Below are 16,061 nucleotides of genomic sequence, written 5' to 3' on the forward strand. Positions count from 1 at the left end.
GTGAATACAAAAAAACGCATTATCGGCTTAGATTTTGCTAGAGCTTGGGCGATGTTTGGTATGCTACTTGTTAATTTCATGGTGATAACAGGTGCAGAAGGAAATGGTCCCCCTTTTTTAATAACCTTCATGTCACTATTTGAAGGTAGAGCCTCTGCTTTGTTTGTTATACTTGCTGGCATTGGTATAACTTTAATGACTAGGTCAGCCGTTGCTAGCAATGAACAAATAAAAATTTCTAATAGCCGAAAGACCATATGGAAACGATCACTTTTCTTATTTATTTTAGGATTACTACTATATGTAATGGAGTGGACTGGGGATATATTACACTACTATGGTGTTTACCTTTTCGTTGCTGCATTACTCATGACAGTACGCAAAAAACTATTACTTTTTCTTTCTATCATTATTTTATTGTTCGCACAATCTCTTCAGCTTACTTTCAATACTTTCGAGGGTTGGGTAGGTCCAACTCCATTTATAAATTATGTAGACTTCTGGACAATAAAGGGTTTTCTTCGCAACTTATTCTTTAATGGCTATCACCCTATTTTCCCTTGGTTCTCGTTCTTCTTAATCGGTATGTTAATTGGCAGGTTAGATCTTCATAATAAAAAAATAAAAAAAAGATTACTCTTACTCGGTATTACAATCACAATATTGACAGAACTTTTATCAAAAGGACTTACACACTTTTTTATTCCATACATCGGCAGAGAGACCGCCACATTTTTATTTAATACAGGTCCCATCTTACCAAATGTATTATATATTTTATCTGCTACAGGATCCTCTATTGCTATATTAATCATTTGCCTCTATATCGCTGAAAAATATAGAAATAATTGGTTTGTCACTTCCATTGTGCAAACAGGACAATTAACATTAACTCATTATGTCAGTCATGTATTTATCGGTATTGGGACATTAATTCTATTAAATAGAATGGAAAATCAATCACTACTATTCGTTTTATTATTTGCTACTGCATTTTTCATTTTCAGCATTTTAATTAGTGTGTTATGGAGAAAGAAATTTTCTAGAGGTCCTATCGAATGGATTATGAGGAAATTAGCCGGATAAATTTCCATCATACAAAAAGGAAGTTGGAATCATTCCAACTTCCTTTTTTCTTTAATTAGCTGCACTTAATTTAATTCTAAGTTTTGTTTCACCCAAAGAAAGTTCATCGTCTTCGTTCGTTAAGTGACCAAATGTAAATTGTTTAACGAGTAAGTTTTCTTCCAATAAATCTTTATGGTTCGTTAACGTTCGCTGTAGCTCTACTTCTGTATCAAGAATAACATCGACTCGTAAATTAACTGGTAAATTCAACTGTTTACGATATTCTTGAACCGCACGAATGAATTCACGCGCTACTCCTTCTTGCAACAATTCTTCCGTTACATTCGTATCTAACATAACTGTATATTGTCCGTTAGTCGTATTAGAGAATCCTGATTTTGCAACTTTCTCAACTAACACATCTTCAGCAGTTACAACTACTTCTTCTCCTGGTGTTGCTTCGTAAACTGCTCTTCCTGTTGATACAAAGTTTTGCACTTCTTCTTGTGATAATTGTTTTAGCCAACCATTCACTGCATTCACATTTTTACCGAACTTCGGCCCCGCTGTTTTAAAATTAAGCTTCAATTGATATGATGTGTATTTTGTTTCATCGAGTTCAACATGGAACGCTTTTACATTTAACTCATCCATAACGATATCACGATAAGATTCCCAATCCATATCATTCTCGTTATGCTCAAGTAATACAAGTTCTGCTAGCGGCTGTTTTACTTTTAAAGAATGCTGATTACGGTTACTTCTTCCAAGTTCAACAACTTGTAAAACAGCATCCATTTCCGCTTCTAATTTCGGCTGAAGTAGTGATTCATTTACAACTGGATAATCGGCTAAATGAACGCTGCTTCCTTCTAAATTCAGATGAATGTCTTCCGCGACAAATGGTGTAAATGGTGCAATTAATTTACTAATTGTTACAAGTACTTCATGAAGTGTCTCATACGCAGCTGCTTTCTCAGCGTTCATACCAGATTCCCAGAAACGATTACGTGAGCGTCTTACATACCAGTTACTCACTTCATCTACAAGTGTTGCAATTTCACGAGCTGCATTCGTAAATTGATAATCATCAAGTCCAGTTCTCACTTTTTTCGTTGTACTATGCAACCTTGATAATACCCATTCGTCTAATTTCGTAAGCTTTACATCATACGTTTCTTTCGGATTATACTCATCTAAATTTGCATATAAAACGTAGAAGCTATACACATTGACTAATGTATCTACAAATTTAGATTTCGCTTCCAGTACTGTTCTTTCAGAAAAACGCTTCGCATTCCACGGGGCACTATCAACAAGTAAAGCCCATCTTAGCGCATCTGCACCAAATTTATCTACTAAATCAACTGGGTCTAGTGCATTTCCTTTACTTTTAGACATTTTCTGCCCTTCTTCATCTAAAACATGCCCTAGTGATAACACTCGTTTATACGGTACTTTTCCTGTATATAGTGCTGATACTGCTAATAAACTATAAAACCAGCCGCGTGTTTGATCAATTCCTTCTGCAATAACATCCGCTGGAAACTGCTCTTCAAATAACTCTTTATTTTCAAATGGGTAATGATATTGTGCAAATGGCATAGAACCACTATCAAACCAAACATCAATTACTTCTGGTGTACGATTCATTGTTCCTCCGCATTTCTCGCAGCAGACTTGCACTTCATCTACATACGGCTTATGCAATTCCAAATCTTCCGGTGTTTCTTTCGTACTATGCTTTCTTAATTCGGCAATGCTCTTCGGTGCGAACTGATGATTACAACTTTCACATTCCCACACGTTTAATGGTGTTCCCCAATATCTATTTCGGCTAATATTCCAGTCCACCATATTTTCTAAAAACTTACCAAAACGTCCATGTTTCATATGATCCGGATACCAAGTAACAGAATCATTATTTTGTAAAAATGTATCTTTAATTGCAGTTGTTCGGATTAACCAACTTTCTCCTGCATAATAAAGTAGTGGTGAATCACAACGCCAGCAATGCGGATAGCTATGTTCATATTTTTCTTTATGATACAGTAAACCTTCCTTCGCTAAATAACGAACGATATCCACGTCACAATCTTTTACAAATCTCCCTTTCAAAAATGGTACCGCTTCTGTATACTCACCTTTTTCATCTACAACGTGCAAGAATGACAATCCTTCACTTTGAACGACTCTATAATCGTCCTCTCCATATGCTGGAGCAATATGAACAAGTCCTGTACCACTATCTCCCGTTACAAAATCTGCTGCAATAACGCGGTAACCATTTGTAACTTCTTTCATCGGAAATGGCACTGTATAAGATGTGTTTAATAATTCTTCGCCTTTATGAACAGATAATACTTCATAGTTCTCTTTTAATACTTCTTGTACACGTTCTTTCGCAACAATGTATACATGACTTTCTTGTTTTGCTTTAACGTATTCCATATTTGGATGGACAGCAAGCGCAACGTTTGCTGGAAGTGTCCAAGGTGTTGTGGTCCAACCTAAGAAATACTCATTTTCACTATCTTTCACTTTAAACTTCACAGTTGCACTTAAATCTTTTACTGTTTTATACCCTTGTGCAACCTCATGTGAGCTCAATGAGGTTTGGCAGCTTGGGCAGTATGGTGAAACTCTATGTCCTTTATATAACAATCCTTTTTCATGGATTGTCCCCAAAATATGCCATACACTTTCGATATATGGATTCTTTAAAGTTACATATGGATCATCCATATCTACCCAATAACCAATACTTTCAGTGAATTCACGCCACTGCTTCTCATATGTGAAAACACTCTCTTTACACTTTTGAATAAATGGTTCAATGCCATATTCTTCGATCTCATGTTTACCAGAAATACCAAGTTGCTTCTCAACGCCTAATTCTACAGGTAAACCATGTGTATCCCATCCCGCTTTTCTTAACACTTTATAACCAGCCATCGTTTTATATCTTGCTACTAAGTCTTTAATTGTTCGTCCAAGTGCATGACCTACATGCGGTAGTCCGTTCGCCGTTGGTGGTCCTTCATAAAATACGAAAGACTGTGCGCCTTCTCGATTCTGAATTGATTGTTCGAAAATATTTTGTTCGTTCCACTGTTTGCGAATTCGCATTTCTCTTCCTACAGCTGATTCTTTTACATCTACTTTTTCCATATACAATCACTCCTTTGAATATTTTAAAGCACACAAAAAACCCGTCCCTATAAAGTAGGGACGGGTTTACCCGCGATACCACCCTAATTCTATTAGCTTTTTCACTAATAGCACTTAGCAACGTACTATCATACGTGTTCTTTGTAACGGTAGACATCCGTCCGGGCTTACTTACTTTCAGCCTCAGCTCCTCGGAGATGATTTTCAAATAACGTCTGCACACCGGCTTTCAGCAATATACCGGCTCTCTGGAGAACAGCTCACTATTTTACTCTTTCTCGTCTTCAGATTTGTATACTTTGTTAAAAGTTATTTTATGCCATTTAGCAACTAATTGTCAACTAATTCAAAATATATCCTTATCTTTTTCCCCTATTCTTATACAATTACTTTTCAAATTCTCGCAATGCTGCTAAATTTTCATCATCCTCAATAAGTTCAACAAAGAATCCCGAGTCATCCTCACGAAGGACAATTTCAAGCTCTTCCTTCGCCTCTTCATTTCTATTTAACTGTGCTAAATAACAAGCACGATCATATCTTGCTAACAAATCACTTGCATCCATTGTTAATACTTCATTTGTTATTTTTTCTGCCTTTAGTGTTTGGCCGGCACCATGATATGAAGACGCTAAAGAAAGAAGAATTACTGTTTCATTTGGATGATGTATAGAAGCATTTTCTAATACTTGAATTGCCTCTTCAAACCTTTCTTGACTTTGATATATTTCTCCTAAAGCAAGAAATGCTCTACTTACAAACGGTGTTTGCTCTGTTAATTGTAAGATAATCTTTTCTGCTTTTCTTTCTTCCCCTGCTTTAAAGAATACTTGTGCTTGCAGAAGAAGAGTATCATAATCATCTGGTAGTTCTCGAACCATTTGTTTCGTTAATTCCAAAGCATCTCTTAACATATCTTCTTCCTCGCACTCAACGAAAAGATTTACAAGTTGCTTCGCTACGTCATAATCCCATTTATTTTCTAGTGACGTGTGCAGAATCTCTATTGCTTCTTTATTCATCTCTACATTCTCATAAAATAGCGCAAATCGCTGTGCTGCCATACTATTTTTCGGATTTAACTTTAAAGAGATTTCATATAAATCAATTATCATAGTAACCATTGAAATTTCTTTCGCACGATTTTTCATACGATAAAAAGCTCTCGTAATGATAGATCGTTTCGGCTGTTCATGCAGCTGGCGTTCAATCCATATTTCCGTAACCGCAGCTGCAGCATACATGAATGCTGCACTTCTTTCTGCTTTTTTCACCTTTAATGTATGAAGAAAATCTCGTATGTTAGACAATTTTTTATGTTGCTCTACTGCTTTTACATAAACATCAAATATACGTTCATTATCAAAATCTTTTTGTATTACTTTCATTGCAACTTCAATTGCTTTTACATTTCTTTTTTTCACTAATACTTTTGCATAATGATATAGTACTTCTATATGCTCACCATCTAATTGTAGCGCGTATTCAATCTGTGCTTGTTCTTTATCTGTTTCATTCATCGCTCCGTACACATATGCAATCGCATCTAAACGCCATATTTCAGGTACTTCGTCCGCTAATTGTTCTAGTTCAATCAGCAATTCTTCCTGAAGGTTCATTTCTACTGAAAGCTGTGCCAAATATTCCATATTAATATGCAACGGCTCTTCTTTCATCGCCTGAACCATATGACTTTGTTCTTTAGAACGGTTTTCTTCTTTTTCGTATATTTCCGCAAGCTGTAAATGTACACCTACGAAATTCCCATCAAGCTCTAAACATGTTTCATACGCCTGCTTTGCTTCCGTCAATTGCCCTAATGCCATAAGTGTTTCGCCAATTCGGTAATACGGTAATGCCGTTTCCATTTGTTCTATCGCCTTATTATATCTTTTCATCGCTTGGCCGTACTGTCCAATAGATTCATACAAAATACCTGCATAACAACCGTACTCACTTACTTCATTTCTTTCTTTGTGTAACGTTCTTAAAAATGCTATACCTCGTTGTACAAATTCCGTTCCTTTAATTCGATTCACATATTCATCTAACGCACTTGCTACATTATAATCACTTTTCTTTATACCATTTTCTAACTTAGATAGCGCTACTTTAAATCCTTCTTCATTTCCACCAAGTTCAATTTCAGCATCCCATAAAACCATTCCTGCATTCATGAGGAAATCTTGGCTCTTTTCAATTTGCTTCTCAAGACCAAGAATATATTCTTTTGCTTCCTTATATTGTTCTCTTGCCATATAAACTTGTGTAAGTCCGAAGTGAGAATAAACATCCTCATCATTTTCTTCTAAAGCACGCTTATACAATACTTCTGCTTCTTCCAAGCTATCATTTTGAAAATGATAGTCACCTAATTTTACGTAAAGAGGTGCTTTATCATCACAATTCTCAATACCGTTTAATAAAATTTCTTTCGCACTTTCCTCATCCTTCAAATCAGATTCGTATATTTCCGAAAGTTTCGTATAAATGTAAGGTGCATTACTATCCAAATGAATCGCTACTTTAAGCCCTTTTATTGCTAAATATAATTTCCCTAGTTGATGTGCACATCTCGCTCGTTCATACCATACATGCGCTTCATATTTATACTCTTTTAACAAGTCATTAAAGATTTCATATGCTTCTTCATATCTTTCTAAATCTATTAATATTAAACCGTGATTTGTTAAAGTGAACCTTTCAGGACTACGCTCTAACGCAACTTGAGAGTATTGCAATGCTTTTTCAGATTGATCAATATACATATAGGATAAAGCGAGAAAACTCCAAGCAATAGGCTGATCTGCGTCTAATTGTAACGATGAACGAAAGCTTGAAATCGCTTCTAGATAACTTTCCTGTTCAAACGCATATCTTCCGTTTATTAAATGATATAAAGCACGATTATTTTTCTTCTCAACGCTTGTCAGCATTTGCTCCGCTTTCTCTACTTCCTGAAGACGAATAAAACACTGTGCACCATGCAATTTAACAAAGTCCGAGTTCGGAAACTTTTCCATTAACTTATCGATACAATATAAAATAAATTCTTTATCTACTTCAACATCTAAGTGCTTTATCGTATATAACCACGTATTTGGATTATCACTCGTTTCTTTTAAAAATTGTACTAAGTTACTAATTCCCTCTTTGTCATGTTCATCTAAATGATCCGTAAGAGAAAAAATAGATTTAAAATAACGATCTTCTTCTTCACTTAGAAACGCTAGTTGCTCCTTCTTTTCTTTCGGAACAAACGTGATTGCTAAACAGCCTGTATAACGATATTTTTCTTGTAATTTACTATATTCCACAAGAACTGGTTCTATAAAGTTTGGATCTTGAACATAGAAAGCTTGCAATGTATCGTCATATCCAGATAGAACTTGTACGTGTGAAGCATGCTCAATATCTATACTTAATAAAACAGGAATTCCTTCGTCAATCAGTCTCTTATAATTCTCTTCATTCCCTTTAAAATAACGATATTCATAACCTAATTCTTCTAAATAAGAAACAGTATCTGAAAACTTCGAACCTGTCATATCAAAAATAAACTCTGCTATTTCATCTTGTGTACGTTTCTCTCCCCATATACGCAACATCATCTCTAAGCTTGTCGGAACACAATAATTATCCTTTTGTACAATAGGAACTATCGGCAAGTGAACCTTTTTTCCATCCGGATTTTTTTCTAAATTATGATATAAAGATTCTTTTAAACTCTTTTCTTCTTTTAATAGTTTTTGTAAATCTGCAAATTTATTCATTTTGTACAGTGCTTCTGCACGTAAATGTACAAAGTAAGTATTATAGGCATGATATGGCAGCTGAGTATTTATGTTATCTATTACCGCTAACATCTCTTCATATTGCTCTAAATCTAATAAATACTTTATCTTCTCAAAATGAAAATATGGTACTTGTGGGAATTTTACAATCGCATCATCGATTAACTGTATCGCGCGTTTTTGTTCTCCTTTATTCGCATACAATTGTGATAATAAATAGGTAGATAACTCTTCACAATCTTCATGCTGCATGCCAGCAATAAATTGTTCTTCCGCTTTCTCCCATTCACCTGTATGCATATAAACGTAGCCCCATTTATCAAACACTGCGCGCGCACTGTACTCCTCTGCTTTTTGCATATACATTAACGCTTCTTCGTTTCGTTTCATTTCTAAAAGACATCGTACTAACGTAAAATATGTTTTCGCTAAAAAATCTGCATCTATTTCTTCTTTACTTAACTCTTCTAAAGAAGATTTTAACAACTGCTCTGCTTCAAGAATTTTCCGCTCATCAATTAACTCATCACAATATAAAGAGAGCGTTCTCATATTTGGGAATTTTTTATAAGCGTAACGAATGAGGAATGAACTGTATTGGTGCATAAGCCCTTCATCAGTAAGGCGAATTAATATATCGAACTCCTTATGCGAAGGAATATTGGCAAGCCAATTCTTCACATAGGATAAAGTATTCGTTTCTTTTATATATGCAATTTCATTATTTATTTCCTGTAATCCATCTACAAATCTCTTGTCTTTTAAACAAGTTTCTAATTGCTTAAAATCTAGCATGCATTCACCTCGAATTTATATTTAAACTGCTACTTGCTTAGATTTTACACACCATATAGTATGTATTCAACTAAAATCTCTTAAAATGGATGGTATTAATTAATATTATTCAAATTTATAACAAAATATAGTAAAAACGATTGTTTTTCTCCGTATTTTGTTTAATTATATGGAATAACGTAACATGCGGTTTTTATCTTGTAGAAGCTGAAATTAGTACATAAAATTATATCGGCGATAATTCAAATATATCAGCGATTCTTTCATTTTATCGGCGATTTTCAAATTATATCGACCGATTCTTAACATTTATCAGCGATTATATGTCGAATATCGACTTATCGACATTAAACGACAAGCCTTATACATCATACCTTTTAACAAACTATGTCACCAAATGTAATTTTCATATTGGGAGCGTATACAAAAGAAGAATACACATGAAATATTTTAAAAAATCGTAGTTCAGCTTCATATTGAGCTAGCGCATTATCATATGTTAATCCTCTGGCTATTAAACGTTCTACAAATTGTTGCTTATCACCCGGATCACCTGCAATCCCCTCTTCTTTTAATGATTGATACAAATCGTTTTTATCATTGTGATGCATATTTGAATCTAAAAAGTTCACTTTATCGCTTACTCTACATTCAATATTTTTCACACCTAATTCACTTAAATATATCGGTATTTTCATGCCTATATTGCCATCTTTACCATTTCTTTGCGTATCACTTTCAAATAATTTCTGCAAAACACCTAGCTGAATAAATTCCGATTGTTTCTCCCCATCTAGTAAATAAGAAGCCATATTAGAAATCCAATGTGGTTCAAAACAGATTATTTTTCCACCCTTTTTAACTGAATGTATCATTTTTTGTAGCATTGTTTCTGGAGTAGTCATATGTAATAAGAAAGCATGACAGATTGCTATATCGTATTTATCGTTCAGTTCAATTTCTGTAGCATCTCCTTCAAGAAATTCTGAATCATACGGAAGTAAACGAAACAACTCTCTGGCTTCAGCTAATAATGTTTCTCCACTATCAATACCTGTATACTTTGAACCTTCTGGGAGTAATGGCATTAATACTAATCCTAAATAACCATATCCACAACCGTAATCAACGATATGTACAGGCTTAGTAATCTTCCAAACTGTATTTACTAAAAAGCTTACATAATCGTCGTTGTAATATAAATCTCTCGTGTTTTTTAAATATGTTAGTTTATTGTTCCAATTATACGTTTCCAACATCTAACGCCTCCTTTTATATACAAAACTAAAGTTCTCTATATAATAGCCGTATTCCTACACTTTTCTTAAAACTTCAAAGCAAAAAAGCTAGTGTATTTTTAATAATACACTAGCTTTTTATTTGGAAGAAAAATTTAACAAGTACAATCACAATCAAAACAATCCGTACAGTCTAAATCGTCACAATCTGCTTTTCTCTTTCTTTTGTTTCTTTTAAGATAATAATACAGTAGCCCAAACAATAGTATACAAATAACAAAAGCTATTATTGCTTCTGTATACTTATTTTGAATCATAAAACCAATTCCACTTCCGCCTGAAATAAAAATTAGAATTAAATAAATCCAGAACATCTATGTAAATACCTCCATTACTATATATCTTAAGATAATATCCATATAACACTAGAGGAAATGAATAATCCCATACCATTACCGCTTAATACACCAGTAGTTATTCTTAGCAAATTTGAGCTACTTCTCCATTTCCACTTTTGGGTGAACCCATCGATAAGTAACGGAATTTGAGCGAAAAATGATAGTATGATTGCCAAAAGAAATGAAGGTGTCATATAAAAATAAATTGGAAACATTAAAATACCAATAAGCATGCCTGTACAACGCGCACATAAAGGTATGTACTTTTGTAGTTTAAAAAAACTCCTATCTAATCTTCTATGACAAGGAATTTGTAAAATAAAAGTTCGAATCAATATGAATCACCCTCTCTAAAAAGATTTTAATTGATTTTGCAAAAAAAATATATATCCAATAAAAAAACAAACCAGGTTTATACTAGACCCAGTTTGTCAGTTTACTACTATGTTACATCTCCTCAGGTGCCTCCACCCCAAGTAAACGTAATCCTTCTTTTAATACAACCGTCACAGCATAAACCAATGCGAGTCTGCTGTCTTTTTCTTCGCTCTCTTCTAATATACGAACATTACCGTAATATTTATTGAATGATTGTGCTACATCTAATATATATTTCGAAATAATAGATGGCTCATTTTTATTGAAAGCTGCTTCAATTACTTGAGGGAATTTATTAAGTAATTTTACGACACTCCAGCTATAATCATCTTTTAAAGCAAACGTACATGTTTCAAATTCTACACTTTCTTTTCTTAAAATAGAGCAAGCACGTGCATGTGTGTACTGTACGTAAGGTCCTGTTTCTCCTTCAAATTTCAGCATATTTTCTAATGAGAATTCGATATTATGCATACGCTCATTTTTTAAATCGTGGAAGATGACTGCACCAACACCGACTTGCTTTGCTACTACTTCTTTTTGTTTTAAGTTTGGATTTTTCTCTTCAATATTCTGTTTTGCAAGTTCGATTGCTTCTTCGAGTACTTCTTCAAGTAAAATAACTCTTCCTTTACGTGTCGACATTTTCTTACCATCTTTTAAAATGAAGCCAAACGGTACGTGTTCCATACCATCAACCCAAGTATAGCCAAGTTTTTTTAATACGGTGAAAAATTGATTGAAATGTAAGCTTTGTTCTGGACCAACAACATATAGCGCTTTATCAAACCCATAAGTGTTTTGACGATATAAAGCTGCCGTTAAGTCACGCGTTGCATAAATCGTCGCACCATCTGATTTTCTAATTAAACAAGGCGGCATTCCTTCTTCTTCTAAATTAACGACTAATGCACCTTCTGATTCTTCAAGCAACTCATGTTCTTCTAAAATCCCAATAAAATCTTCCATTAAATTATTATAAAATGCTTCTCCCTGAAAATTAGTAAATTCTACGCCGAGAAGTTCATAAATGCGAGAAAATTCTTTAAGGGACTCATGACGGAACCAATTCCAAAGCTCTACCGCTTCTTCATCACCTTCTTCTAATTTCTTAAACCAAGCACGTCCTTCTTCTTCTAGTTCTTCGTCGTCTTTTACCTCTTCATGGAATTGGACATATAACTTAAATAGCTCACGTATTGGATCTTCTTTAACTACTGCTTCATTTCCCCATTTTTTATAAGCCGTAATTAACTTTCCAAACTGTGTTCCCCAATCTCCTATATAATTAATCCCTACAACTTCATAGCCACATTTTTCAGCGATATGTTTCAGCGAATTTCCTATCATTGTAGAACGTAAATGCCCCATCGAAAAAGGTTTCGCGATATTAGGAGAGGAATAATCAATTACTACTGTTTTTTCACAGCCAAAGTGGTTTTGACCGAACTCTTCTTTCTCCGCTAAAACTGTTTTTAATACTGCATCACTTACAGTTTCACGATTGAAAAATACATTTACATAAGGACCAACGGCTTCTACTTTCGTAAAAAACGGATCATTGAATTTCTCAGCAACTTCCTTTGCGATAAAAGCTGGTGCTTTTTTATATTGCTTCGCTAATGAAAAGCATGGGAACGCTGCATCTCCAAATTCATCTTGTTTCGGTGTTTCAATTAAATCTAAAATTTGTTTTTGCGTTAATTCATTCGTGAAAATATTAGATAAACTTTCCACAAACTGCATTTTATAATCCATGATACAACCTCCTTATTTTTTAAAACACAAAAAACTCGTCTCTAAAAAAGAGACGAGTTTTAACCCGTGGTACCACCCTTGTTGTTCGTTACGAACCACTTTCCCGTTTATAACGAGGACAGGGGGCCTCGGCTTTCTCTACTATTCGTTCAAGAAGCATCTCCGAAGTGCGCTTCATCTTTTTCTTCCGTACTAGGCTCACACCATCCCTAGCTCGCTTTCCTTCTAAAAAAGACTACTCTCTTCATCACAGACAGTATATTTAATTAATTATTGCTTATTATACATCTTTTCAAACAATTAGCAAGGGTCAATTACACCAAAGTGAAACTTAGCACTTTTTCTTTTGTATACATAAAAATTGTGTTTTTCAAATCTAGAACTACGAAAATGATCTTTTAAAACGACACGTTTTCTCGCCACTCGTTTTGCCTCCGCAATTGTTTCATCAGTAATATCATGATACAAAGCGAAGTGTTTTAATCCTTTAATTCCGTCGGATTCTATGACAGTTTCTTCAAACATCGGATCAAGGTAAACGACATCGTAACTATTGTCTTCACATTGCGCTAAAAATGAAAAATGCTCCATTTGCTTTACTTGAATTCTTTGCATTGCTTCATCAATTTCAGAAACGGATGAAGACCATGTTTTCAAACCATTTTCCATAATATAAGCCATATACTCATTGCCTTCAAGTCCTGTTACTTTTCCGCTTTCACCAACAACATAACTAGCTACAATACTATCTGATGCCATACCGAGCGTACAATCTAACACTGTCATTCCTCTCTCTAATTGCGTGGCTTGTACAAACGGATCGTGTTCTCCACGCATTAACCTTTTCACACGAAACATCGCTGAGTTCGGATGAAAGAAAAACGATTCTTCCGTACCTTTCGGATAAATAGCTAATCGGTTCTTCCCTACGACAAGCACATCTTGTTCATACTGCTCATGCAGCTTATGTACTGGTATGTCATTACGTTTAACGAAAGAAGCATTTAATTCTGCTGCTACCTCGTTTGCATAATCTGTCATTTCTTTATTCGTTCTTCCTGCTGTTGTTACGATCATGGTTTCACCTCTATATAAAGAAAAGAGGGAGATTTACTCTCCCCCTTCTTTAGCAATTCTTTTCGAAAGCTTGTTCTAAGTTCGTAATAATTTCGTCCATAGTTGCACCTTCAATTTCATGACGGTGAATGAAGTGAACAACTTCTTTTCCTTTTAATAATGCCATAGATGGTGAAGATGGAGGAATTTCTCCGAAGTATTCACGCATTTTTGCAGTAGCATCTTTATCTTGACCTGCGAATACAGTTACAAGATGATCAGGTTGTTTTTCAGCACGAACAACCGCTTGACCTGCTGATGGACGTGCTAAACCAGCTGCACAACCACAAACAGAGTTTACAACTACTAAAGTTGTACCTGATGTATTTTCCATAAATTCTGTTACAGCTTCTTCTGTAGTTAACTCTTCAAACCCAGAACGCACTAACTCTTGGCGCATTGGGATTACCATTTGGCGCATGTATTCTTCATAAGCATTTGACATCTTGTAATCTCTCCTTCAACTTTCATTCCAAATTCATCATATCACGCTCTATTAATAGGTGCAAAAGAAAGATAACGATGATTTCATTTTTTTGTAGGGATTTCACAAACCCCACCGCGGCAATGTCCCACTGGAACAAGTTTTCTATTATTAGCGATATAATCGTATACTTTACTTCCAAAACCAAGTACGATAGATAGCTTTATAAAAGGAACTGCAAACCAATAAGATGGAACGGCCTTTGCTAATACATCTATGCTCTGAATACCGTCATACCACTTATTATTTTTTAAAATATACAGTCTTTGTTCCATCTTACTTTGTAGTTCTTGAGAAAGCTCATACTTCTCAACTACATCTTCATTTCGAAATGAAACAAATTTCATCTTACCCTTTTTATCTAATTTTTTCGTACGTTCTGCAACGGCCGTACACATCGGACACCAACTATCATAGAAAACAATCATACATTATTCCCCTTTACGTGACTCCGTCATTTGTTTCCATACAGAACCTTTTGCTTCTTCTCCGCCTTCAATACGCTCTAATGCTAGACGTGCTTGCATCGCTACTTCAAACTCTGGATCATCTTGCGCTGCTTTTAATGCTGGAATCGCACTTTCATCTCCAAGTTCAAATAAGAACATCGCTGCACGCCAGCGTACTAATTTACTTGGATCTTTCAGAGATTTAATCATAACGAACATCGCTGCCGGATCACCTACATCTGATAAACAATCTCCTGCAGTACGGCGAACACTTACAGAGCGATCTAACAACGCTTTATATAATAACGGTAATACTTCATCACCTTTTACCATACCTAAATACGCTGTTGCTAAGCGGCGTATTGAAACTTTTTCATCATCTAACGCCATCTTCAACACTGGAATATCTTCTTCAGTAGGATCCATTTGTTCTAATGCTGCAAAACGGTTTTTCCAGTCAGAATCTTTCATCATCTCTTCTGTTACTTTATATGGCTCACGCTTTTGAATCGTTACTTCAACAGCACCTGCTTGATTTAATAATTCTTTAACCGTTTCATTTACACGTTCTTCTGAATAAGCAGCAACAATCTCTTCCACTACTTCTTTCCCAATTTCTTCAAAATTACCGTAACGTGTACTTTGTTCCACCCATTTACGCTCTTTTACAACGTTTGGTGCAGACATTTGCACTTTCATAATTGATTCTTTAAAACGATCTGGTAAACCAACACGTTCTTCCGTCGTTCCATCTGTTAACTTTACTTGCATTGGAATTGTAAAGAACATTTGAACAAACACTTTCACTTCTCCAAAATGAGCAAGTTGTTGTTCTTCACTTTCTTCCACTACTTCTTCGCCGAAAACAGCACGAACTTGTTGTAATAAAACTTTCCAGTCATACTTCGCATTTCGCTCCACTGCTAAAAAGTCGGCTACATGATATACACCTTTAATGCCTTCAATTTTCAAAATTTCTTGCACTTGCATTGGTGCTTGTTCTTTATTTTCATTTGTATAATTATTACGCGCTCCTGATGGTAATACTTCATTCAAAATAACTTTCATTGTATTTGGACTTGGCGTCGGTTCAATTGCTTTAATCTTCACGTAAAAAACTCTCCTTTATTGCATGTTCTTAGCTGTATTGTAACATGTTATCACTCTATACTCCTACTCGGATGCTTAATTTTACTACTTTCTTCCCGCTACCATACTATTTCATTCTTTTTACATTTTAAATTAGGAACGGGATTTTAAAAGCTTTCGTTTCCGATGATTTTTATTTTTTATCCATTTCTTGAGGCATCGCCATTATTTTTGAAAAAAACACGCTAAGCAAAAAAATATAATAAGCTATCCATATGGATAGCTTATTTACATAATTTTCGTTATTGGAAGTTGATTAAGGG

The 16,061-nt window shown here is 34.8% G+C and carries 11 protein-coding genes and 2 other annotated features; of the genes, 1 reads left to right on the forward strand and 10 read right to left on the reverse strand.

Annotated features, from left to right (window positions below; translation table 11 throughout):
* A complete protein-coding gene (locus tag ACTFR8_RS03695; RefSeq protein WP_001093123.1) occupies nt 1-1,086 on the forward strand; it encodes a DUF418 domain-containing protein in 1,086 nt (361 codons plus the stop codon).
* A gap of 51 nt (nt 1,087-1,137) precedes the next feature.
* On the opposite strand, the gene ileS is transcribed toward ACTFR8_RS03695, so the two are convergent.
* The 10 genes from ileS to ACTFR8_RS03745 form a co-directional block, all read right to left on the reverse strand.
* On the reverse strand, nt 1,138-4,239 hold the full coding sequence (gene ileS / locus ACTFR8_RS03700) for an isoleucine--tRNA ligase (RefSeq protein WP_100616949.1): 3,102 nt from the start codon (nt 4,237-4,239) through the stop codon (nt 1,138-1,140).
* A gap of 53 nt (nt 4,240-4,292) precedes the next feature.
* Nucleotides 4,293-4,533: a binding site (T-box leader), on the reverse strand.
* Between the two features lie 92 nt (nt 4,534-4,625).
* Nucleotides 4,626-8,828: a bacteriocin-processing peptidase family protein gene (locus ACTFR8_RS03705; RefSeq protein ID WP_088046004.1), complete on the reverse strand. Its 4,203-nt coding sequence runs from the start codon at nt 8,826-8,828 to the stop codon at nt 4,626-4,628.
* Between the two features lie 377 nt (nt 8,829-9,205).
* Nucleotides 9,206-10,084, reverse strand: coding sequence for a class I SAM-dependent methyltransferase (locus tag ACTFR8_RS03710; RefSeq protein WP_153045361.1), 879 nt, complete (start codon nt 10,082-10,084; stop codon nt 9,206-9,208).
* 137 nt (nt 10,085-10,221) lie between these two features.
* The gene (locus tag ACTFR8_RS03715) at nt 10,222-10,440 is read right to left on the reverse strand and encodes a hypothetical protein (RefSeq protein ID WP_000498601.1); all 219 of its coding nucleotides are present in this window, start codon (nt 10,438-10,440) and stop codon (nt 10,222-10,224) included.
* Between the two features lie 29 nt (nt 10,441-10,469).
* The gene (locus ACTFR8_RS03720) at nt 10,470-10,799 is read right to left on the reverse strand and encodes a DUF2085 domain-containing protein (RefSeq protein ID WP_000621475.1); all 330 of its coding nucleotides are present in this window, start codon (nt 10,797-10,799) and stop codon (nt 10,470-10,472) included.
* A gap of 112 nt (nt 10,800-10,911) precedes the next feature.
* Nucleotides 10,912-12,600, reverse strand: a complete 1,689-nt coding sequence (gene argS / locus ACTFR8_RS03725; RefSeq protein WP_098963517.1) for an arginine--tRNA ligase — start codon at nt 12,598-12,600, stop codon at nt 10,912-10,914.
* Nucleotides 12,601-12,645: 45 nt separating this feature from the next.
* Nucleotides 12,646-12,860 (reverse strand) — a binding site (T-box leader).
* 40 nt (nt 12,861-12,900) lie between these two features.
* The gene (locus ACTFR8_RS03730; RefSeq protein WP_000637458.1) at nt 12,901-13,677 is read right to left on the reverse strand and encodes a class I SAM-dependent methyltransferase; all 777 of its coding nucleotides are present in this window, start codon (nt 13,675-13,677) and stop codon (nt 12,901-12,903) included.
* A 49-nt stretch (nt 13,678-13,726) separates the two neighbouring features.
* A complete protein-coding gene (locus tag ACTFR8_RS03735; protein ID WP_000063706.1) occupies nt 13,727-14,161 on the reverse strand; it encodes a BrxA/BrxB family bacilliredoxin in 435 nt (144 codons plus the stop codon).
* Between the two features lie 83 nt (nt 14,162-14,244).
* The gene (locus ACTFR8_RS03740; RefSeq protein WP_000634887.1) at nt 14,245-14,628 is read right to left on the reverse strand and encodes a thiol-disulfide oxidoreductase DCC family protein; all 384 of its coding nucleotides are present in this window, start codon (nt 14,626-14,628) and stop codon (nt 14,245-14,247) included.
* Nucleotides 14,629-14,631: 3 nt separating this feature from the next.
* Complete coding sequence (locus ACTFR8_RS03745; RefSeq protein WP_000692580.1) at nt 14,632-15,759, reverse strand: conserved virulence factor C family protein; 1,128 nt, start codon at nt 15,757-15,759, stop codon at nt 14,632-14,634.
* Nucleotides 15,760-16,061 lie beyond the last annotated feature (302 nt).

The sequence above is a fragment of the Bacillus cereus group sp. MYBK15-3 genome (assembly GCF_051916765.1).
Classification (GTDB): Bacteria; Bacillota; Bacilli; order Bacillales; family Bacillaceae_G; genus Bacillus_A; species Bacillus_A cereus.